This is a genomic window from Defluviimonas sp. D31 (assembly GCF_033436765.1).
In the GTDB taxonomy this organism is placed as follows: domain Bacteria; phylum Pseudomonadota; class Alphaproteobacteria; order Rhodobacterales; family Rhodobacteraceae; genus Albidovulum.
The window spans coordinates 290,119-311,130 of record NZ_JAWQFN010000001.1 but is presented as its reverse complement, the minus strand read 5'-3'; the positions used below and the strand labels follow the sequence as shown (position 1 = coordinate 311,130).

Sequence of the window (21,012 nt, the reverse complement as noted above, 5' to 3'; positions counted from 1 at the left end):
ATTCCGCCGAACTGGGTTAATGGCGCGTTAAGTCACGCGGGCAAAAACGGTCGCCCGCGCGATTCTTCGCGAAACACCGCCTCAGGCGGCGCGGCGCGCCCGCATCGCCTCGGCGAAGCGCTCGAAGAGATAGAAGCTGTCCTGCGGACCGGGGCTCGCCTCGGGATGGTACTGGACCGAGAACACCGGCCGGTCGGCGATGCGGATGCCGCAGTTGGAGCCGTCGAAGAGCGAGACATGGGTCTCCTTGACGCCCGCCGGCAGGGTCTGGCTGTCGACCGTGAAGCCGTGGTTCATCGAGGTGATCTCGACCTTGCCGGTGTCGAGGTCCTTGACCGGGTGGTTGGCGCCGTGATGGCCGTGGTTCATCTTGACGGTCCTGGCGCCGAGCGCCAGCGCCAGCATCTGGTGGCCGAGGCAGATCCCGAAGAGGGGCAGGTCGCGCGCGAGCACGCCCTTGATCATCGGCACCGCGTAATCGCCGGTCGCCGCCGGGTCGCCGGGGCCGTTCGAGAGGAATACGCCCTCGGGATCGTGCGCGAGCACCTCTTCGGCGGTGGCCGTCGCCGGCAGCACGGTGACGTCGCAGCCCACGCTCGCGAGGCAGCGCAGGATGTTGCGCTTGGCGCCGTAGTCGATCGCGACGACGCGGAAGCCGTCGCCTTTGCGCTTGCCGTAGCCCTCGGGCCAGGCCCAGCGGGTCTCGTCCCAGCGGTAGCTCTGCGCGCAGGTCACGTCCTTGGCGAGGTCGAGCCCGACGAGGCCCGACCAGGCGCGCGCCTTGGCCACGAGTGCCGCGATGTCGAACTTGCCCTCGGGATCGTGGGCGATTGCCACATGCGGCGCGCCCTGCTGGCGGATCTCGCGGGTCAGCCGGCGGGTGTCGATGCCGCCGATGCCGATCCGGCCGCGCTTGGCGAGCCAGGCGGCGAGATCTTCGGTGGCGCGCCAGTTCGACGGCTCCGTCGGGTCCCATTTCACCACCATGCCGGCGGCGACGGGATCGGCGGTCTCGTCATCCTCGGGATTGACGCCGGTATTGCCGACATGCGGGAAGGTGAAGGTCACGACCTGGCCGGCATAGGAGGGATCGGTCATGATCTCCTGGTAACCGGTCATCGCGGTGTTGAAGACCAGCTCGGCCACCGTCTCGCCGGTCGCGCCGAAACCGTGGCCGTAGAAGACCGAGCCGTCGGCGAGGGCGAGGCAGGCCGTTGCTTTGACCGAAGGCTCTGGCTTGGTGGGCATGGCGCGACTCCCCGGGGCATAAATCCCGGGGAACCTACGGGGGCCGGGGGTTTCGGTCAAGGGGCCGGGTGTGATTTAGCTTACGTAGCGATATCAATTACTTAGTGGCATTTTGGGCCGTTGTGTCCGCGCCGCCGCTCGGCTATTGTGGGGCTTCGGATGCTCAGGGGATGGAGACCCGATGGAACTGCGTGACCGGATAGGTGCGGCGCTCAAGGACGCGATAAAGTCGCGCGATGCCGAGCGTTTGTCGACGCTGAGGCTGATCAATGCCGCGATCAAGGACAAGGATATCGCGCTCAGGGGCGAGGGCGGCGATGCCACGGTCGGCGATCCCGAGGTGCTGGCGATCCTCGGCCGCATGGTCAAGCAGCGCCAGGAATCCGCGCGCGCCTACGAGGAGGGCGGGCGGCTGGAACTGGCCGAGAAGGAGCTTGCCGAGGTCAAGGTGATCGAGGAATTCCTGCCGCGCCAACTGGCCGAAGACGAGATCGGCGCGGCGATCGACGCCGCCGTGGCCGAGATCGGCGCCAGCTCGATCCGCGACATGGGCAAGGTGATGGCGGTCCTGAAGTCGAAATACGCCGGGCAGATGGATTTCGGCGCGGTTGGCCCGATGGTGAAGGACCGGCTGGGGTAACGCGACCCGGAACCGCCACCGGACCGGCCACACCCGAAACCGGCTCCCCTCAGAGCTTGTCGAGCAGCGTCATCAACCGCGCCAGCTCGCGCGGGCTGAGGTTGCGCGCGGTGCGTTCCGATATCCGCGCCGCCACGACGACCGCCTCGCGGATCTGTTCTGCGCCTTCCGCGGTCAGCGAGATCTCCACCCGCCGCCGGTCGGTGGGCGAGGGCGTCGTCGCGACCAGCCCCTTCCTGACCAGCCGGTCGATCACGCCCTTGGTGGTCGCGGCGTCCATTGCCACGAGCCGGCCGAGGTGGTTTTGCGACAGCGGCCCCTCTTCGTCGAGCTTGGCCATAACCGCAAACTGGCGCGGCGTGAGCTCCGGCATCTCTGACGCGAAGATCTCCAGATGCCGCTGGTTGGCGACGCGGAGCTTGAATCCGATCTGCTCGTCGAGGCGATATTCCGGCCCGTCGCTCACCCTGTCATCCCCTTCGGTCGCGCTCCGCTCGCTTTCCGGTGTCAAACGCGCACTGTAAGGGCTCGGACGTCAAAGACAAGTCCTGCGCCGAAAGCCCGGAGCGACCAAGAAAATTCGTTTGACAACAAACGAATCCAGGTTCGTAATCCGAAGATCGACAGATGCCGCCCGGCGGGGCGGCGAAAGGAGCGGATGTGGCGCCGGGTGCTCCTGCACAAATGATTGCCGGGTCCGGATCGGCCGCGAGGCCACCGGGGCGCGAGCGGCCTTCGTCAAGCCGGAGCGCAGGGCAGGGCCGGCTGCGGCTGACGCACGGGCCGATCGACGTGATCCTCGATCTCTCCGGCCCCGCGGCGGCCGTGGCGATGGCCGAGCGTCGCGCCGCGCGGGCCTTCGACGGGCTCCTCGAGGCGCTGGTCGGCGAACTCGCGGTCCTGCGCGCTCCGGCCGGACCCGGAAGGCCGCTGCCCGAGGGGCGGGTCGCACGGGCGATGGCGGCGGCGGTGGCGCCCTTCGCCCCCTGGTTCGTCACGCCGATGGCGGCGGTGGCGGGCGCGGTCGCCGACCACCTTCTCGCCGCGATCCTGTCCGAACCCGGTCTGAGCCGGGCCGCGGTCAACAATGGCGGCGATATCGCGCTCGGCCTCGCACCTGGGGAACGCTACCGCATCGGCATCTCGGGGGGCTTGCCGGCGGCGGGCCATGCCGCGTTGCTGGAGATCGGCGCGAGTGACGGGGTCGGCGGCATCGCGACGAGCGGCTGGCGCGGGCGCAGCCATTCTTTCGGCATCGCCGACGCCGTCACCGTGCTCGCGGCGACGGCGGCCGAGGCGGATGCCGCGGCGACGATGATCGCCAACGCGGTGGACCTGCCGGGCTCGGCCCGCGTGACCCGCCGCCCGGCCCGGATGCTTGCGCCTGACAGCGACCTCGGCGACCGGCTCGTGACGCTGGCGGTCGCGGAGCTGACCGAGGAAGACAAGGCGCGGGCACTCGATGCCGGCGCGGCGCGGGCGCGCGAGGTCATCGCCATGGGCCGCGCGCGGGCCGTGTTCCTGGCGTTGCAGGGCGCGAGCCGCGCCGTGGGTGAGGTCGCACAAGGAAAGGAGGTGCCGTGATGGGAACCGCGAAGATCCGCAAGATCGTGACCGTGGTGGAGGAGGTGCGCAGCGAGATGGGGCAGGCAATCGACCCGCCGACCCGCCGCGCCGCCGCCATCGCGGTGATCGAGAACCCCTTCGCCGGCCGCTACGAGGCCGATCTGGAGCCGCTGATGGCGATCGGAGAGGAGCTTGGCGGGCTTCTGGGCGAGGCCTGCGTCAAGGCGCTCGGGATCGCGCCGGAGGCGGCGCAGAGCTACGGCAAGGCCGCGCTCGTGGGCGAGAACGGCGAGCTGGAGCACGCCGCCGCGATCCTGCATCCCCGGCTCGGCGCGCCCCTGCGCAAGGCGGTGGAGAAGGGGGCCGCACTGGTCCCCTCGAACAAGAAGCGCGGGCCGATGGGACATCCGCTCGACGTGCCGCTCGGCCACAAGGACGCGGCTTACGTGCGCTCGCATTTCGACGGGATGGAGGTTCGCGTCAACGACGCGCCGCGCGCCGACGAGATCCTCGTCGCGGTCGCGGTGACCGACAGCGGCCGGCCGCTGCCGCGCGTCGGCGGTCTCACCCATGACGAGGCCGAGGGCAAGGACGGGCTGAGGTGAGGGGCGCGGCATGACGGTGTTCCGGCCTGGCCGTCTGGACGAGGCCCTGGGCTTTCTCGCCGAGGCGCCGGCCGTGCTGCTCGCGGGCGGGACGGATGTGTTCCCCGCGCTCGGCGACCGTCCGGCGCCGGGGCGGGTTCTCGACCTGACCGCGATAGCCGAGATGCGCGGCATCGCGCGGGAGGGCGATCACTGGCGGATCGGCGCCGGCGTGACCTGGGCCGAACTCTGCCGGGCGGATCTTCCGCCGCAGTTCGACGCGCTGAAGCGCGCCGGGCGGCAGGTGGGATCGGTGCAGATCCAGACCACCGCGACGATCGCGGGGAACATCTGCAACGCCTCCCCGGCAGCCGATGGCGTGCCCGTGCTGATGGCGCTCGACGCCGAGTTGGACCTCGCCTCGGCCGCCGGGCGGCGCGTGGTGCCGCTCGCCGGGTTCGTGACCGGCAACCGCCGGACCCTGCTTCGGCCGGACGAGGTCGTGACCGCGATCCGCGTGCCGCATCTCGACGGCGCGGTCCGCTCGGATTTTGCCAAGCTCGGCAGCCGCGCCTACCTCGTGATCTCGATCGTCTCCATGGCGGCGGTCCTGCGCTGCGAGGACGGACGCGTGGCGGATGCGCGGATCGCGGTCGGCGCCTGCTCGGCGGTGCCGCTGCGGCTCGCGGCGCTCGAACGCGAGCTGGTCGGGCGGGGGGCCGGAACACTCGGCGCGGCGGTCCGGGCGGAGCATTTCGCGGCGCTCACGCCGATCGACGACGTGCGCGCCAGTGCCGCCTATCGTCGGGACGCAGTGTGCACGATGGCTGTACGGATGCTGCACGGATGGGGGACGGAAGGATGAGCGGTCTGACCTTCACGCTGAACGGAAACGAGGTCCGCCATGACGGGGCCGGGCTGGAGCGGCTCTCCGCCGTGCTGCGCCGCGACTTCGGTTGCCGCGAGGTAAAGGTCGGCTGCGATGCCGGCGACTGCGGCGCCTGCACCGTCCTCCTCGATGGCGCGCCGGTCTGCGCCTGCATCACCTCGTCCGGCCGGGTGGCCGGTCGGAAGGTCGAAACGCTCGCGGGTTTGCGTGAAAATGATCCCATGTTTGCGAGCCTTTCCGCGGCGTTCCTCGCGCATGGCGCGGCGCAGTGCGGGATCTGCACGCCGGGCATGATGGTCTCCGCGGTGGCGCTCCTGCGCGCCACTCCCGCGCCGACGGAGGCCGAGGTCGCGGACGCACTCGGAGGCGTGCTCTGCCGCTGCACCGGCTATCGCAAGATCATCGACGCGGTCATGGGCAAACCCGCGCCCGACCCCGGAAAGGGCGCGGTCGGCGCCGGGATCGCGCGGCTCGACGGCGCCCGGAAGATCGCCGGAGAGGAGATGTTCGGTGACGACGTTTCTCCCGGCAATGCATTGATTCTGAAAGTAATTCGTGCGCCGCACGACCATTGCGGATTCCACTTCGGCGACCTCGATGGCTGGCGGACGGCGTCCGGGATCGACCTGGTCCTGACCGCGAAGGACGTGCCCGGCGAGAACCGGTTCGGAGTCATTCCGGGCTTCATCGACCAGCCGGTCTATGCCGAAACCGTCGCCCGGTTCCGGGGCGAGGCCGTGGCGACCGTGGTCGGCCCGGCCGAGGTGATGTCAGTGCTCGATCTTTCCACGTTTCCAGTGTCTTGGATGGAAAAGCTTGCGTGCCTTGAGCCGCAGGCCGCGAAAGCTGCACCGGAGCTGCATCCAGACCGCGCCGGCAACACCATGTGCCGCGGCCTCGTGCAGCGGGGCGATGCAGAGGCGGCACTTGCGCAGGCCGCGGTCACGGCCGAGGGGGTGTTCGAGACCCGCTTCATCGAACATGCCTACATCGAGCCCGAGGCGGGATATGCCGACTGGACCGTCGACGGCGTCGAGGTCCATGGCGGCACCCAGGCCCCGCATATGAACCGGGACTCGCTGGCGGCCATTCTCGGGCTGCCGGTCGAGGCGGTCCGGGTGGTGCCGTCGGCGGTGGGCGGCGGCTTTGGCTCGAAGCTCGACCTGTCGTTCCAGCCGCATGTGGCGCTGGCGGCGATGCGGCTCGGACGTCCGGTAAGAGTTGCATATACACGTTCGGAATCAATGGCTTCCACGACGAAACGGCACCCGGCCTCGATGCGGGTCAGGGCGGGGGCGACGCAGGACGGCAGGTTGTCCGGCTTCATCTTCGAGGGCACGTTCAACACCGGCGCATATGCCTCCTGGGGGCCGACCGTGGCGAACCGGGTGCCGGTCCATGCCGGCGGGCCCTATGCCCATGCCGACATCCGCTCGCGCACCGAGGCGGTCAACACGACCTGCGTGCCGGCCGGCGCCTTCCGCGGCTTCGGAGTGCCGCAGGCCGCTATCGCGCAGGAGGCGGTGTTCGACGATCTCGCGCTGGAACTTGGCATGGACCGGCTGGAGTTCCGCTACCTCAACGCGCTCGATAACGGCTTTCCGACCGCGACGGGGCAGGTCTTCGACGGCGCGGTCGGGATCCGGCCCTGTCTCGCCGCGCTGCGACCCGCATGGCGTTATGGTCTTCAAAAAGCGCATGAATTCAACGGAGAAGGCGGCGTTCTTCGCAGGGGTGTGGGGATCGCTTGCGGCTGGTATGGCTGCGGGAACACCTCGCTGCCCAACCCCTCGACGATCCGGGCCGGGATCACGTCCGGGGGGCGCGTCATGCTGCACCAGGGGGCGATGGATATCGGCCAGGGCGCCAATACTGTCGTCGCCCAGATCTTCGCCGAGGCTCTCGGAATTGACGTGGGCCGGGTCGAGATCATCGGCCCCGATACCGGCGTGACACCGGATGCGGGCAAGACCTCGGCCTCGCGGCAGACCTATGTCTCCGGCAACGCGGCGCGGCTGACCGGACTTGCGCTGAGGGCGGAAATCCTTCGGCTGACCAACGCGGCAGAGGGCCGGATCGAGATCGCCAAGGGCGAGGTAACGGTGACCGCGCCCGATGGCCGGGTCCATCGCGCCGTGCTGCCAGACGGGGACAGATATGTCGTTGAGGCAGCGGAGACCTACGATCCGCCGACCGCGCCGCTCGACGAGAACGGGCAGGGCGTGCCCTACGCGGTCTATGGCTATACGGCGCAGATGGTGGAACTGACGGTCGACACCGGGCTCGGGACGGTCACGCTCGACCATATCCATGCCGCGCATGACGTCGGTCGCGCGATCAACCCGGTGCTTGTCGAAGGGCAGATCCACGGCGGCGTGGCGCAGGGCATCGGCCTCGCGCTGATGGAGGAATACATTCCCGGTCGCACCGACAACCTGCACGACTACCTGATCCCGACGATCGGGGACGTGCCGCCGATCACCAGCCACATCATCGAGGTCGCCGATCCGCATGGGCCTTATGGGGCGAAGGGGCTGGGAGAGCATGTCCTCATCCCGACCGCGCCGGCGATACTCTCGGCGATCCGGCATGCGACGGGCGCGCGGGTGACGCGGCTGCCGGCGATGCCGGACCGGGTTCTGGCGGCTATCCGGGCCGCGAAGGAAGGTTAGGATGGTCAAGCAACGCGTTGAATCCAGATTGAAAGACAAGATCCGCTGCGATGCCTGTCCGGTCATGTGCTACATCGCCGACGGCCGTGCCGGGGCCTGCGACCGCTATGCGAACCAGGGAGGGGAGCTGGTGCGGCTCGATCCGTTCACCGTGCTGCAGGCGGCCAGGGAGGGCGACGGGCAGGTGGTGCCGTTCCTGGAGCTTGAAGCGGGCGAGTGGGACGGCGACATCCTCAGGACCGAGCGGCCCTTCATCACCGCGATCGGCGCTGGCACGACCTATCCCGATTACAAGCCGGCCCCGTTCATCGTCGCGCAGGAGCATGACGGCGTGGACATGGTCACGGTGGTGACCGAGGGAATCTTCTCCTACTGCGGGGCCAAGGTGAAGATCGACACCGACCGCTTCCTCGGGCCGGAGGCGGCGGCGGTGCGGGTGGATGGCGAGCCCGTCGGCCATGTGATGACGGCCGAATACGGCTCGCAGATGCTGTCGCTTGGCGGGGTGCATCATCTCACCGGCGGCGGCAAGAAGGAGGGCCGCGTCACCTGCGACGCGCTTTTGAGGCTTTGCAACCGCGAGCCGGTCGAGGTGACGATCGACGGCGGGGCCGGGGTGGTGCTGCAGGCCGGCAGGCCGCCGGTGGTGAACGGGGTCGAGGAGCATCTGATGCGGGTCGGCTGCGGGTCGGCGACGATCGGGATGTTTGCCAGGCAGTGGCATGGGCTCGTGGACGAGGTCGTCGTGGTGGACGATCACATCACCGGGGTCCTCTCGGAGCATCAGGCGGGCAAGCTCCTCGGTGTCGAGCCTACGGGCATCAAGATTCTCGGCCACAAGTCGACGCCGGGCCGCTATTTCCGCGTCGCCGAGCCCGGCACCGGCTGGGGCGGGACGGATATCGAGGATCCGCTGACGATCCTCGGGCCCTGGCGCGAACCGGCGCGGCCGGGGCTGACCCTGCTGATGGTTTCGACGACCGGGGAGCAGTGGGGCTACTATGTGCTCGACGAGGACCTGAAGCCGGTCCGCGCCGACCTGCCGGAGGCGCTTCGGACCTCGGTCGAGCGGATCGCGGAGAATTGTGAGCCCTCGGTGACCTCGGTCCTCTTCATGGGCGGGGCGGGCGGATCGCTGCGGGCCGGGGTGACGGAGAACCCGGTGCGGCTCACGCGGTCGGTGCGCGAGGCGGTAACGCGGGTCACCTGCGGCGGGGCGGAGTGTTACGTCTGGCCTGGCGGCGGCATCACCTTCATGGCTGACGTGACCGAGATGCCGTCGAACGCCTTCGGCTATGTGCCGACGCCGGCACTGGTGGCGCCGATCGAGTTCACGATGCGGCTTTCCGACTATGCCTCATTGGGCGGGCATATGGGCCAGGTGCGGCGGGTCGAGGAGATCGCCGGCGAGATCGAGCGGCGGGTTTCGGTGAGGCGGGGGCGGTAGGTTATCAGATCGAGCGCCCGTTCCGGGCGCAAGATGGATCTCGCATCCGCGGCTTGCGCCGCGGACACTCGGGTTCGCCTCCGGCGGGAGTATTTTCGGACAGAAAGTGGTGGGATCAGCTTTCGACGATTTCCGGCAGCCGGGTGGCGGGCGGCGTGTTGCGGCTGCGGGCGGTGCGGACCACGCCGTCGATCACGGTCATGCCGACGCCGGGCAGGTTGCCTTGGTGGACCGAGGCGAGCATCGAGCCGCCCGGCGCGTGCTGGGCCATGTCGATGAGGACGAAATCGGCGGCGCGGCCCGGTTCGATGATGCCGCAGTCGAGGTCGCGCATCCGCGCGGTGTTGCCGGTGGCGAAGCAGAAGGCGATCTCGGGCGGCACGTCGCCGAGTGACGAGAGCATCGCGATCATCCTGAGGATGCCCAGGGGCTGGACGCCGGAGCCGGCGGGCGCGTCGGTGCCGAGGATCACGCGGTCGGGCTGGCCGAGCTCGAAGGCGGTGCGCATCGCGAGGAGCCCGGCGCGCTCGTTGCCGTTGTGGACGATCTCGATGCCGCGCAGGCAGCTTTCGCAAAGGCAGGTGATCTGGTCGTCGGGGAGCGCCGTGTGGCCGCCGTTGATGTGGCCGATGATGTCGGCATCGGCCGCGAGCACCACGTCCTTGTCGATGAGGCCGGAACCCGGGATCGAGGGGCCGCCAGTATGGATCGTCGACTGGATGCCGTATTTGCGCGCCCATTTGACCATCTGGGCGGCGGTCTCCCCGGCCTTGACGGAGCCCAAGCCCACCTCGCCCAATAGCTTCACGCCGGCATCTGCGAGGTCCTTGAAGTCGCTCTCGACCATGCCCTCCTCGAGGACCGGGGCGCCGGAATGGACCTTGACGCCGGAGGGGCGGAAGTTCTCGTACCAGCGCTGCGAGGCGATCGCCATCGCCTTGAGGCCGACGATGTCCTTCGGGCGGCCGGGGGCGTGGACCTCGCCGGCCGAGATCATCGTGGTGACGCCGCCGTGGAGGCAGCTGTCGATCCAGTTGAGCTGCTGCTGGCGCGGCGTGTAGTCGCCGATCACCGGGTGGACATGGCTGTCGATGAGGCCGGGGCAGAGGGTCACGCCCTTGGCATCCACCACAGTCGTCGCGCGGTCGGTGTCGAGATCCTTTTCGTAGCCCACCGCGGTGATCCGGTCGCCGTCGCAGACCACGCAGTCGCCGTCGATCAGGGGCTCCTCGATCCGGCCGGAGAGGATCTGGCCGATGTTGCGGATGACGAGTTTCGTCCTGGTGGCGGGGGCGGTGGCGGGATCGGACATGACGGCATCTCCTTGCCTGAGGCCCGAGGATGGTCCCACAAGATCCGTTAGCAGGCAAACGGTTTCGGGGTCGCGTCGGGGCGGGATGGGAGCCGCCCCGACGCCCGCTTCAGCCCTCGGGGTAGAAGCAGGCCGCACGGTGCCGCGCCGCGTCGAGCGCGGGACGTTCGGCGCGGCATTTGTCCTTCACCTTCCAGCAGCGCGGCGCGAAGGCGCAGCCCGCCGGCACGTTCAGCGGCGAGGGCAGTTCACCCTCGAGCTTGATCCGCGTTTTCTTCGCCTTCGGGTCGGCCATCGGCGTCGCCGAGAGGAGCGCCTTGGTATAGGGATGCTTCGGATGCGCGAAGATTTCGACCTTGGGCCCGATCTCCACCGGGCGGCCGAGATACATCACGATGATGTCGTCGGCCATGTGCTTCACCACCGAGAGGTCGTGGCTGATGAAGAGATAGGCGAGGCCGAGCCGGTCCTGGAGATCGACGAGGAGGTTCAGGATCTGGCTCTGGATCGAGAGGTCGAGCGCAGAGACCGGCTCGTCGAGCACCAGCACCTTCGGCTCCAGCATCAGCGCGCGGGCGACCGCGATGCGCTGGCGCTGGCCGCCCGAGAACATGTGCGGGTAGCGGTCGAAATGCTCGGGGCGCAGGCCCACGAGCTTCAGCATCTCGCGCGCCTTGGCCTCGCGGACGGCGGCGGAGAGGTCGGGGCGGTTGATCTTCAGGGGCTCCTCGAGGATCGAGCCGATCCTCTGGCGCGGGTTCAGCGAGCCGTAGGGGTCCTGGAAGACGATCTGCACGTCGGTCCGGTGGTCGATCCAGGTCTCGGGCGTCACCGGCTTGCCGCCGATCGAGAAGGTGCCCGAGGTCGGCTCCTCGATCATCGTGATCAGCCGCGCGAGGGTGGACTTGCCACAGCCCGACTCGCCGACGACGGCGAGGGTCTTGCCGGGTTCGAGCGTGAAGCTCGTCTCGGACACGGCCCGCACCGTGCCGCCCTTGGAAAAGAGCCCGCCCTTCACGGCGTAATGGCGGGTGAGGTTCTCGGCGGTGACGACGGGGGTGCTCATGCTTCGGCCTCCGCTTTCGCGCTCAGGGGATAGTGGCAGCGGGCGACGCCAAGCTCGGTGCCTGCCGGCGCGGGCGGTTGTTCGCGGCAGCGGTCGTCCGCGTATTTGCAGCGCGGCGAGAAGAGGCAGCCCTTCGGCCGGTCGAACTGGCCCGGCACCACGCCCGGGATCGTCGGCAGGTGGCGCGAGGTCGCGCGTTCCGGGAGCGCGGCGAGGAGTGCCGCCGTATAGGGGTGGTGCGGTGTCTCGAAGAGGTCGGCGACGGGCTGCTCCTCGACCTTCTGGCCGGCATACTGGACCTGCACGCGCTCGGCCGTCTCTGCCACCACCCCCATGTCGTGGGTGATGAGGATGAGCGCCATGCCGGTATCCTTCTGGAGGCCGGTCAGGAGGTCGAGGATCTGCGCCTGGATGGTCACGTCGAGGGCGGTCGTCGGCTCGTCGGCGATCAGGAGCTTCGGGTTGCAGGCGATGGCCATCGCGATCATCACCCGCTGGTTCATGCCGCCCGAAAGCTGGTGCGGGAAGGCCTTGAGCCGGTCCTCGGGGGCGGGGATTCCGACCATCTCGAAAAGTTCGACCGCGCGGTCGTGGCGCTCCTTCTTGTCGAGGCCGAGATGGAGCCTCAGCGCCTCCTTGATCTGGAACCCGGCGGTGAAGCAGGGGTTGAGCGAGGACATCGGCTCCTGGAAGATCATCGCCATGTCCTTGCCGACGATGTCGCGGCGCTGGCGGGGCGAGAGGCCGCGCAGGTCCTGGCCGTTGAAGCTCATCACGTCGGCGGTCACGGTGGCGGTCCATGGCAGGAGCCCCATCATCGCGAGCATCGAGACCGACTTGCCGGAGCCGGACTCGCCTACGATGGCGAGGATCTCGCCGGTATCGACACTGACGTCGACGCCGTCGACGGCGCGGAACTGGCCCGAGGCGGTGGCGAAATCGACCGAGAGGTTGCGGATGTCGAGGAGGGGCATCGGCTCAGCTCCGCTTCAGTTTCGGGTCAAGCGCGTCGCGCAGGCCGTCGCCCATCAGGTTGATGGCAAGGACCGTGATCAGGATCGCGAGGCCGGGCCAGGTGACGACCCACCAGGCACGCAGGATGAACTCGCGCGCCTCGGCGAGCATCGTGCCCCATTCCGGGGTGGGGGGCTGGGCGCCCATGCCGAGGAAGCCAAGCGCGGCCGCGTCGAGGATCGCGGTCGAGAAGGAAAGCGCCGCCTGCACGATGATCGGCGAGAGGCAGTTCGGCAGCACGGTCGTGAACATCAGCCGGGACTTGCTCGCGCCGACGACGCGGGCGGCGGTAACGTAGTCCTTCGACCGTTCCGACAGCACGCTCGCCCGGGTCAGGCGGACGTAATGCGGCTGGTAGGTGATGGCGATGGCGATCATCGCGTTCGTCAGCGACGGGCCGAGGATCGCCACCAGCACCAGGGCAAGGAGAAGCGAGGGGAAGGCGAGGACGATGTCCATCACCCGCATGATGATCGTATCCAGCCATTTCGGCGCGAAGCCGGCGATGAGGCCGATGACGATGCCGCCCGAGGCCGCGAAGGTGACGACGATGATGCCGACGTAGAAGGAGTAGCGCGACCCGTGCACGAGCCGCGAGAGCATGTCGCGGCCCACAGCGTCGGTGCCCAAGGGGTAGGTGAGGCTGCCGCCTTCCTCCCAGAAGGGCGGCTTCAGGAGCGCGTCGCGGAACTGCTGGGTCGGGTCGTGCGGCGCGATCAGCGGCGCGAAGATCGCGACAAGGATGAAGGCCGCGAAGAACCAGAGCCCGATCACGGCGCCCCTGTTCTCGCGGAAATAAAACCAGAATTCCTTCAGCCGGCCCGGGCGGGCGGCGGTGGTCGCGGCGGCGGTCATGGTTGTCTCGGCCATCTCAGCGCTTCCGGATCTTGGGGTTGATGAAGCCGTAGAGCACGTCCACGGTCAGGTTCACGATCATCACCATGACCGCGATCAGAAGAAGCCCGCCCTGCACGACCGGGTAGTCGCGGCGGAAGATCGAGTCGACCATCCACTTGCCGATGCCGGGCCAGGAGAAGATCGTCTCGGTCAGGATCGCGCCGGCGAGAAGCGTGCCGACCGAAAGCCCGATCACGGTCACGACCGGGATGAGCGCGTTTCGGAGCGCATGGACCCCGTTCACCCGGAACGGCGCGAGGCCCTTGGCGCGGGCGGTGCGGATATAGTCTTCGGAGAGTACCTCCAGCATCGCCGAGCGGGTCTGGCGGGCGATGACCGCCAGGGGGATGGTGCCGAGGACGATCGTCGGCAGGACCAGGTGGTGGACGGCCGAGGCGAAGGCGCCGGACTGGCCCGAGCGGAGCGCGTCGATCAGCATGAAGCCGGTGGTGTTGTCGAAATAGTAGAGCAGGCTGATCCGGCCCGAGACGGGCGTGAGCCCGAGCATGCCGGAAAAGACGATGATCAGAAGGAGCGCCCACCAGAAGATCGGCATCGAGTAGCCGACGAGGGCGGTCGACATCAGCGTCCGGTCGAAGAGCTTGCCTCGGTTCACCGCCGCGATGACGCCCGCCGGAAGGCCGAGGGCCACCGCGAAGATCATCGCGCAGATCGACAGTTCCAGGGTCGCCGGGAAGAGCGCGAAGAACTCGTCCCAGACCGGCTTCTTGGTCACGAAGCTCTGGCCGAGGTCGCCCTGGATGACGCCGCCGAGATAGTCGATGTATTGCCGCCACAAGGGCTGGTCGAAGCCGAACTGCTGGACGAGTTCTTCATAGCGTTCCGCGCTGACGCCGCGTTCGCCGGCCATGACGATGATCGGGTCGCCCGGCAGGAGCCGGATGAACGAGAACGAGATGATCGTCACGCCGAAGAAGGTCGGCAGGAACGTCAGGAGGCGCGAGAGGAGATATCTGAGCATCAGCCGACGACCTTCAGTTCTTTGGGAAATGTGGTGAGCGAGCGGCTTCCGCTCTCGGTGACGAGGACGTCGTCCTCGATCCTGACGCCGAAGCCGCCGGGGCCGGTCCGGTAGAGGCCGGGTTCGTTGGTGAAGACCATGCCGGGCTCCAGCACCTGATGATTGCCGCGCATGATGTAGGGCGCCTCGTGCACGTCGCGGCCAAGCCCGTGCCCGGTCTTGGTACGGATCCGGTCGGCATAGGGCGAGGCTTCGAGGACCGAGATCACCGCGTCGTCCACGTCGTGCGCCGTGGCGCCGGGGCGGCTCGCGGCGAAGCCCGCGAGGTTGGCGCGCAGGACGGTGTCGTAGACCGCCTGGGCCTCGTCCGTGGCGTGGCCGACAAAGACGGTACGGGTGATGTCGGCGCAGAGCCCGCCCTTCTTCGCGCCAAAATCGAGAAGCAGCGCGTCGCCGGGCCGGATCGCGTAGTCGGCGCGGGCATGGGCGTGGGAATGGGCGGAGTTGTCGGAGGCCGCGACCAGCGCGCCGAAGGCCTGATCGTCGGCGCCGTGGGCGAAGAGCGCGGCAACAAGCAGGCGCTCGACCGCGGCCTCGGTCATGCCGGGCTTTACCTGGTCGAGTGTCTCGCCAAGTGCCGCCTCGGAGATGCGGATCGCCTCCGTCATTGCGGCAATCTCGTCGCCGGTCTTCCTGAGTCGGAGGCCGGAAATCTCGCGCTCCGCGTCGAGAACCGAGAGCCCCGGAGTGGCGGCGGTGAGCGCGTGATGGACGAAGACCCGCATCACCTGGCCTTCGACCGCGAGCGAGCGAAGTGGCAGGTGGCGGGAGAGGGCCGCGAAGGCATCCGCGTAGCCGGTCTGGTCGCGCCAGTCGAAGACCTCGCCCTCGAAGCCGAGCTTGGCGAAGGAACTGAGTTCGAGGTTCGGAACGACCGCGGCGGGCGCTCCCTCGACCGGTATCACGACGACGAGGGGGCGTTCGTTGGTGCCGAAGGGCGCGCGGTAGAGGCGCTCGAAATTCGGCCCCGGCACCAAAGCCACCGCCTCGGCACCGAGATCGCGCGCGATCGCCCGATGCGCGGCGTAACGGTCAGTCATGTGCTGAACTCCCCCCCGAGAGGCGGGCGGGGCCGGATGCGGCCCCGCCCCGTTGCATCATTCCGTCAGGTCGACGCCGTAGAAGATGTGGCCGCCGAGCGGATGGACCTTGTATCCGGTCACTTCCGGACGCACCGGCATGAAGACCACCGAATGGGCGATCGTGGCCCAGGGCGCCTCGCGCTTGAAGACGACCTGCGCCTCTTCATAGAGCTTGGTGCGCTCCTCGGGGTTCGAGGTCACCTTGGCTTTCTGGATCAGCCCGTCGAACTCCTCGTTGCACCACTGAGCGCGGTTCGAGCCGCCGACCCCGTCGCAGCCGAGCAGCACGGCGAGGAAGTTGTCCGGATCGCCGTTGTCGCCGGTCCAGCCCAGAAGCACCGCTCCGTCGCGGTCCTCGGCCTTCGAGCGCTCGAGATACTCGCCCCATTCGTAGGAGACGATCTCGACGGTGACGCCGACCTTGGCCATGTCGGCCTGGATCAGTTCGGCCATGCGCCGCGCGTTCGGGTTGTACGGGCGCTGCACCGGCATCGCCCAGATCTTCATCGAGAGGTCCGAAACGCCCGCTTCGGCCAGCGCGGCCTTGGCGGCTTCGGGATCGTAGGGATCGTCCTCGACCGCGTCGTTATAGGACCAGATGGTCGGCGGGATCGGGTTCTTCGCGGCCTGGCCGGCGCCCTGGAAGACCACGTCGATGATCGCCTTCTTGTCGATCGCCATGTTCAGCGCCTTGCGCACGGCGGTGTTGTCGAAGGGCGCGACCTTGGTGTTGTAGGCGAGGTAGCCGACGTTGAGTCCTTCCTGCTCCAGAAGCTGCACGTCGGGGTCGGCCTTCATCGCCTCGACGTCAGCCGGGTTCGGATAGGGCATGACATGGCATTCGCCGGCCTTCAGCTTCTGGTAGCGCACCGATGCATCGGGCGTGATCGCGAAGACGAGATCGTCGATCGGGGAAGCCCCGCGCCAGTAGTCCGCGTTCGCCTTGTAGCGGATCACCGCGTCCTTCTGGTAGGCGACGAAGCTGAACGGCCCGGTGCCGATCGGCGCCTGGTTCACCATCTCGGGCGTACCCGCCTCGAGCATCGCGTCTGCATATTCCTTCGACATGATCGAGGCGAAGCCCATCGCGAGGTTCGACACCATCGGTGCCTCGGGCCGGTTCAGCACGAACTTCACGGTGTAGTCGTCGACCTTGACGATCTCCTTGATCAGGTCGGGCATCGACATGCCGTTGAAGTATTCCCAGGTGCCGCCGGAAACCTGGTTGTAGGGGTTGTCGGCCTTGCCCTGACGCTCGAACGAGAAGATCACGTCATCCGCGTTGAAGTCGCGGGTCGGCGTGAACTGGTCGTTCGAGTGGAACTTGACGCCCTGGCGCAGGTTGAAGGTGTACTCCAGCCCGTCTTCCGAGGTCTCCCAGCTCTCGGCGAGGCCGGGAATGACGTTGGTGGTGCCGGTCTCGAAGAGCACGAGCTTGTCGTAGATCGTGTGTTCAGAGGCGTCGAAGGTGGTGCCGGAGGTGTAGAGCGCCGGATCGAAGCCCTCGGGCGAGCCTTCCGAGCAATAGACCAGCGTCTTGGCCGAGGCCGCGCCGCCCATCAGGGCGGCGAGCACGAGGCCGGTGGCGAGTTGGTATCTCAGGTTCATCTGTTACTCCCAGGTTGAAGTTCGTTTTTTCAGTCGTTGCTGCCGTTCCGCGATACGGAATGGCAGGGCTCATCCCCGGTCCGGTTGTCGGCGAGGCCGATGGCCGGGGAATTTCGGTGTTGGTTGCGGTCGCCGTGACGGCCGGTCATGCCTCGCCCTCCTGCATGCCAGAGGCGAGCGAGGGCAGGACCGGCGCGGCACGGGTCGGGCCGCGGAATAGCTCCAGCGTTCCGGTCCAGAGGATCTTCGCCGGTCTGCCGCTGTCATTGTACCATCCATGCGGGCGGTTGCCGCGGTAATGCAGGCTGTCGCCCTGCTTCATCCGGAACTCCTCGCCCTCGAGTACCTGAACGACGCTGCCTTCAAGCACGAAGACGATCTCTTCGCCCTCGTGGCTCACCGTTTCCGAGCGATAGCCGGGTGGAACATGCAGGATGAAGGACGACAATTCGCTGCCGGGAAACTCGGCGCCGATGCGCTCGTAGACGACCGAGGAGCCGTCGATCGAGAAGCGCGGCCGATCCGCGGCGACGGTGAGTGCGTCGGCCGGGCGCGGCGCGGCGATGAAGTAGTCGAGCCCGACGCCGAGCCCCTGCGCGATCTGCGCCAGCGTGCCGAGGGTCGGCGTCGCGTTGTCGCGTTCGAGCTGGCTGAGATAGCCGACCGAAACGCCGGACTTTTCACCCAGCTCCTGCAGCGTGATCGACAGCTGCCGGCGACGGGCGCGGATGAGCGGTCCGATGCTGGTGGTCGTCTGCGGTTGCGGTTTGGGCAAGTCGTCGACTCCGAGTCGGGCGGGAACTACTGTATTAGTAAAAAAATTTTTGTCAGCCAAAAAAGTTTTCTTTCCGTAACGTAAGCCCTGTCGAGTTTTCGCCCGCCCGGCCGAACGCATGGCAAACGAATTGCGCTGGCCATTGCAGCGAGCACTTCGGTAAAGTGCCGGACCGGAGGAGGAACGGCATGATCCGACGCGCGCTGGCGCTAGCCATTTTTCTGAGCCTCGCGGGGGCGGTGATCGCCGGCACCTGGTGGCGTGCGCTCGACGACGCGCTTTCGCGGCTCGAGGAGCGCGGGCGCGCCGATCTCGCGCTCGCGGGCGACCGCTTGCTTGGTCAACTCCAGCGTTACCGCGAGATGACCGTGCTGATGGCGGACCATCCGGAGATCCTTCGCTTCGCCCTCGACCCATCCGCGCCGGCCGAACCGGTCGACGCGCTCTTGCGGCGCACCGCCGATATGACGCGCTCGGACGAACTCCTGCTCGTTGGCGGCGCGGGCCGCGTCATCGCCTCGTCGGGACCGGGGCGCGGCAGCGACCGCTCCGCGGCGCCCTATGTGCGCCGCGCGATGCAAGGCGCACTCGGCTTCTATCACGAGATAGAACCCGAGACCGGGCGGCGGCTCTTCGTCTATGCCGCGCCGGTCTTTTCGCCGGATGGCCCGGTCGCGGGCGCGCTGGTGGTGCGGATCGAGACCGAGGCGGTGGAGGTGATCTGGCGCGGCGAGCCCATGATCGTGTTCTTCACCGACAGCGACGGCATCGCCTTCGTGTCGAACCGCGACGAACTGGTGCTGGTGCGGCTCGACCTCATGCCCGAGGGCGAAGGCGAGGTGCCGGCTGATCTTCTGCGCCGCAAGGTGCGCCACATCGACCGCCACGAGGTCTGGGACCTCGACGGCGGCCCCTACCTGCCGGCCCGCGCGCTGCATCTGACGCGGCCCCTGCCGGTGATCGAGATGACCGGCGAGGCGCTGGTCGACATCGCCCCGGCGGAGCGCCAGGCGCTCTTGCAGGCGCTGGTGGCGGCGGCGGCCTGTCTGGTGATCGGGGCCGGGGGCTTCGCGCTGCTGGAGCGGCGGCGCGCGCTCGCGATGCGGCTCGCGGCTGAGGCTGAGGCCAATGCGCGGCTCGAAACCCGCGTCGAGGAGCGCACGCGGGAGCTTTCCGAGGCCAACGAGCAGCTCCACCGCGCCCAGGCCGAACTGGTGCAGGCGGGCAAGCTCTCGGCGCTTGGCCAGATGTCGGCCGGGATCAGCCACGAGCTCAACCAGCCGCTGATGGCGATCCGCTCCTATGCCGAGAATGCCGGGCTGTTCCTCGACCGCGCCCAGCCCGAGAAGGCAGCCGAAAACCTTGGCCGCATCAACGATCTCGCGCGGCGGATGGGTCGGATCATCAAGAACCTGCGCGCCTTCGCCCGGCAGGAGCATGACGGCATGAGCGATGTCGATCTCGTCCAGGTCGTCGCGGATGCGCTGGAACTCAGCGAGGCGCGGCTCAGGGCGAACGGCGTGGGTGTGGACTGGAAGCCGCCGGCGCGGCCGGTCTGGGTGCGCGGCGGCGAGGTGCGGTTGCAGCAGGTGGTGATGAACCTGCTGGCCAATGCCGCCGACGCGATGGGGGAAGGCGGGACCGTCTCGATCACGATCACCCCCGTCGCAGGGCGGGTGCGGCTTGGCGTCGCCGATACCGGGCCGGGCATCGCCGAGCCGGACAGGATCTTCGACCCGTTCTATTCGACCAAGGAGGTCGGCGCGAGCGAGGGGATGGGGCTTGGTCTCTCGATCTCCTACGGCATCGTCCAGAGCTTCGGCGGCACGATCGCCGGGCGCAACCGCGACACAGGCGGTGCGGAGTTCGTCGTCGAGCTTGACGCGGCCGAACCGGGGACCAAGGCGGCATGACGGACCGGGTACTTCTTGTCGACGACGACCGCGCGGTGCGCGAGGCCCTGGGCCAGACGCTGGAACTTGCGGGGCTGAGGCCGGTGCTGGCGTCGAGTTACATCGAGGCCAAGGACCATATCTCGCCGCAGTTCCAGGGCATCGTGGTCTCCGACATCCGCATGCCCGGAAAGGACGGCTTTGCGCTGCTGGACCATTCGCGCAAGGTCGACGCCGACCTGCCGGTGATCCTCCTGACCGGGGAGGGCGATGTGCCGATGGCGGTCAAGGGCATGGCCGGCGGCGCCTTCGACTTCATCGAGAAGCCGTGCAGCCCCTCGGACTTCCTCGCCGTGGTCGGCAAGGCGCTGAAGACCCGCGCGCTGGTTCTCGAGAACCGCGCGCTGAAGCGCGAGATCCGCCAGGGCGACGCGGCGGCGCGGATGCTGGTAGGAACCTCGGCCCTCTCCGAACAGATGCGCGAGGCGGCGCGGGCGGCGGCGCGGACCTCGGCCGAGGTGCTGATCTCGGGCCCGCCGGGCGCGGGCACCGCGAAGATGGCCGAGGTGATCCACCTGCTCTCGGCCGCCGCGATGCGCCCCTTCCAGAAGATCTCGGCCGCTTCCGCCACGCCAGAGACACTTGCCGCGGCCTTCGGGCGCGCCGAGGGCGGCTCGATCTTCCTCGACGAGGTCGCGGTCCTGCCGCCCGCGGCGCAGTTTGTGCTTCTCGACCTCATCGACGCTCATCCCGGCGCCCGCGTCATCGCCGGGACCTACCGCGATCTCGCGGGCGAGGCGGCGGCGGGGCGGTTCAATCCCGACCTCTTCTACAAGCTCGACGTGATCCGGGTGCGGATTCCGGCGCTGAAGGAGCGGCCCGAGGATATCCCGGTGCTCTTCCGTCACTATGTCGCGCTGGCCTGCGAGCAGTCCGACCTGCCGATGCCCGCGATCACGCCCGAGGTCATCGCCGGCCTGATGGCCGAGGACTGGCCCGGCAACGCCCGTGCGCTGATGAATGCCGCGATGCGCTTCGCGATGGGCCTCAGCGACAGCAACGAGGACGAAGGCGATCCCGGCCTCGCCGGGCAGATGGCGCGGGTCGAGCGCTCGCTCCTGATCGAGGCATTGACGCGCCACGGCGGCAACGCAACCGAGGCGGCGGCGGCACTCAGGCTGCCGCGCAAGACCTTCTACGACAAGCTCACCCGGCACGGGATTCGCGCCGAGGACTACCGGAGCTGACTGTGCGGATTTCCGCACAGTCGGCGGTAAC

General features: G+C 68.4%; 18 protein-coding genes. 8 read left to right on the top strand and 10 right to left on the bottom strand.

All coding sequences use genetic code 11. The features are described from left to right. Positions 1 to 81 precede the first annotated feature (81 nt). On the bottom strand, positions 82 to 1,248 hold the full coding sequence (carA, locus tag R5H32_RS01500) for a glutamine-hydrolyzing carbamoyl-phosphate synthase small subunit (protein ID WP_318336912.1): 1,167 nt from the start codon (positions 1,246 to 1,248) through the stop codon (positions 82 to 84). A 181-nt stretch (positions 1,249 to 1,429) separates the two neighbouring features. Here carA and R5H32_RS01495 point away from each other — a divergent pair, with 181 nt between their 5' ends. After that, complete coding sequence (locus tag R5H32_RS01495; protein ID WP_318336911.1) at positions 1,430 to 1,888, top strand: GatB/YqeY domain-containing protein; 459 nt, start codon at positions 1,430 to 1,432, stop codon at positions 1,886 to 1,888. A 49-nt stretch (positions 1,889 to 1,937) separates the two neighbouring features. Here the strand turns inward: R5H32_RS01495 and R5H32_RS01490 are convergent, their stop codons facing one another. After that, positions 1,938 to 2,354, bottom strand: coding sequence for a MarR family transcriptional regulator (locus R5H32_RS01490; protein WP_318336910.1), 417 nt, complete (start codon positions 2,352 to 2,354; stop codon positions 1,938 to 1,940). 218 nt (positions 2,355 to 2,572) lie between these two features. Here R5H32_RS01490 and R5H32_RS01485 point away from each other — a divergent pair, with 218 nt between their 5' ends. Genes R5H32_RS01485 through R5H32_RS01465 form a run of 5 tightly spaced genes read left to right on the top strand, consistent with a single transcriptional unit; the run spans position 2,573 to position 9,046 of the window. After that, complete coding sequence (locus tag R5H32_RS01485; protein ID WP_412098981.1) at positions 2,573 to 3,472, top strand: UPF0280 family protein; 900 nt, start codon at positions 2,573 to 2,575, stop codon at positions 3,470 to 3,472. Further along, positions 3,472 to 4,059, top strand: coding sequence for an amino acid synthesis family protein (locus R5H32_RS01480; RefSeq protein WP_318336909.1), 588 nt, complete (start codon positions 3,472 to 3,474; stop codon positions 4,057 to 4,059). The genes R5H32_RS01485 and R5H32_RS01480 overlap by 1 nt, the downstream gene beginning before the upstream one ends. Positions 4,060 to 4,069: 10 nt before the next feature. Then, positions 4,070 to 4,903, top strand: coding sequence for an FAD binding domain-containing protein (locus R5H32_RS01475; protein WP_318336908.1), 834 nt, complete (start codon positions 4,070 to 4,072; stop codon positions 4,901 to 4,903). Next, a complete protein-coding gene (locus tag R5H32_RS01470; protein WP_318336907.1) occupies positions 4,900 to 7,599 on the top strand; it encodes a molybdopterin-dependent oxidoreductase in 2,700 nt (899 codons plus the stop codon). Before R5H32_RS01475 ends, R5H32_RS01470 begins: the two co-directional genes overlap by 4 nt. 1 nt (position 7,600) lies before the next feature. After that, positions 7,601 to 9,046 carry a 6-hydroxynicotinate reductase gene (locus R5H32_RS01465; RefSeq protein WP_318336906.1) on the top strand — a complete coding sequence of 482 codons (1,446 nt, stop codon included), beginning with the start codon at positions 7,601 to 7,603 and terminating at the stop codon, positions 9,044 to 9,046. 115 nt (positions 9,047 to 9,161) lie between these two features. Here R5H32_RS01465 and R5H32_RS01460 read toward each other — a convergent pair whose 3' ends face one another. The 8 genes from R5H32_RS01460 to R5H32_RS01425 all read right to left on the bottom strand — a co-directional run bounded on the left by R5H32_RS01460 (position 9,162) and on the right by R5H32_RS01425 (position 17,842). Then, positions 9,162 to 10,358 (bottom strand): amidohydrolase family protein, encoded by a 1,197-nt coding sequence (locus R5H32_RS01460; protein ID WP_318336905.1) that lies wholly within the window; start codon positions 10,356 to 10,358, stop codon positions 9,162 to 9,164. Positions 10,359 to 10,467: 109 nt separating this feature from the next. Beyond that, positions 10,468 to 11,424, bottom strand: coding sequence for a dipeptide ABC transporter ATP-binding protein (locus R5H32_RS01455; protein ID WP_318336904.1), 957 nt, complete (start codon positions 11,422 to 11,424; stop codon positions 10,468 to 10,470). Beyond that, complete coding sequence (locus R5H32_RS01450; protein WP_263333168.1) at positions 11,421 to 12,398, bottom strand: ABC transporter ATP-binding protein; 978 nt, start codon at positions 12,396 to 12,398, stop codon at positions 11,421 to 11,423. The genes R5H32_RS01455 and R5H32_RS01450 overlap by 4 nt, the downstream gene beginning before the upstream one ends. A 4-nt stretch (positions 12,399 to 12,402) precedes the next feature. Beyond that, the gene (locus R5H32_RS01445; protein ID WP_318336903.1) at positions 12,403 to 13,308 is read right to left on the bottom strand and encodes an ABC transporter permease subunit; all 906 of its coding nucleotides are present in this window, start codon (positions 13,306 to 13,308) and stop codon (positions 12,403 to 12,405) included. Position 13,309: 1 nt separating this feature from the next. Further along, entirely contained in the window at positions 13,310 to 14,317 is a 1,008-nt protein-coding gene (locus R5H32_RS01440) for an ABC transporter permease subunit (protein ID WP_318336902.1), read from the bottom strand. Further along, positions 14,317 to 15,417, bottom strand: coding sequence for a Xaa-Pro peptidase family protein (locus R5H32_RS01435; RefSeq protein WP_318336901.1), 1,101 nt, complete (start codon positions 15,415 to 15,417; stop codon positions 14,317 to 14,319). The genes R5H32_RS01440 and R5H32_RS01435 overlap by 1 nt, the downstream gene beginning before the upstream one ends. Before the next feature lie 57 nt (positions 15,418 to 15,474). Then, positions 15,475 to 17,067, bottom strand: a complete 1,593-nt coding sequence (locus R5H32_RS01430; protein WP_318336900.1) for an ABC transporter substrate-binding protein — start codon at positions 17,065 to 17,067, stop codon at positions 15,475 to 15,477. A 145-nt stretch (positions 17,068 to 17,212) separates the two neighbouring features. Further along, positions 17,213 to 17,842 carry an XRE family transcriptional regulator gene (locus R5H32_RS01425; protein ID WP_318336899.1) on the bottom strand — a complete coding sequence of 210 codons (630 nt, stop codon included), beginning with the start codon at positions 17,840 to 17,842 and terminating at the stop codon, positions 17,213 to 17,215. 188 nt (positions 17,843 to 18,030) lie between these two features. On the opposite strand from R5H32_RS01425, the gene R5H32_RS01420 reads away from it, so the two are divergent. Both R5H32_RS01420 and R5H32_RS01415 read left to right on the top strand, forming a co-directional pair. After that, a complete protein-coding gene (locus tag R5H32_RS01420; protein ID WP_318336898.1) occupies positions 18,031 to 19,755 on the top strand; it encodes a sensor histidine kinase in 1,725 nt (574 codons plus the stop codon). Beyond that, complete coding sequence (locus R5H32_RS01415) at positions 19,752 to 20,981, top strand: sigma-54 dependent transcriptional regulator (protein WP_318336897.1); 1,230 nt, start codon at positions 19,752 to 19,754, stop codon at positions 20,979 to 20,981. Before R5H32_RS01420 ends, R5H32_RS01415 begins: the two co-directional genes overlap by 4 nt. The last annotated feature ends 31 nt before the right edge of the window (positions 20,982 to 21,012 follow it).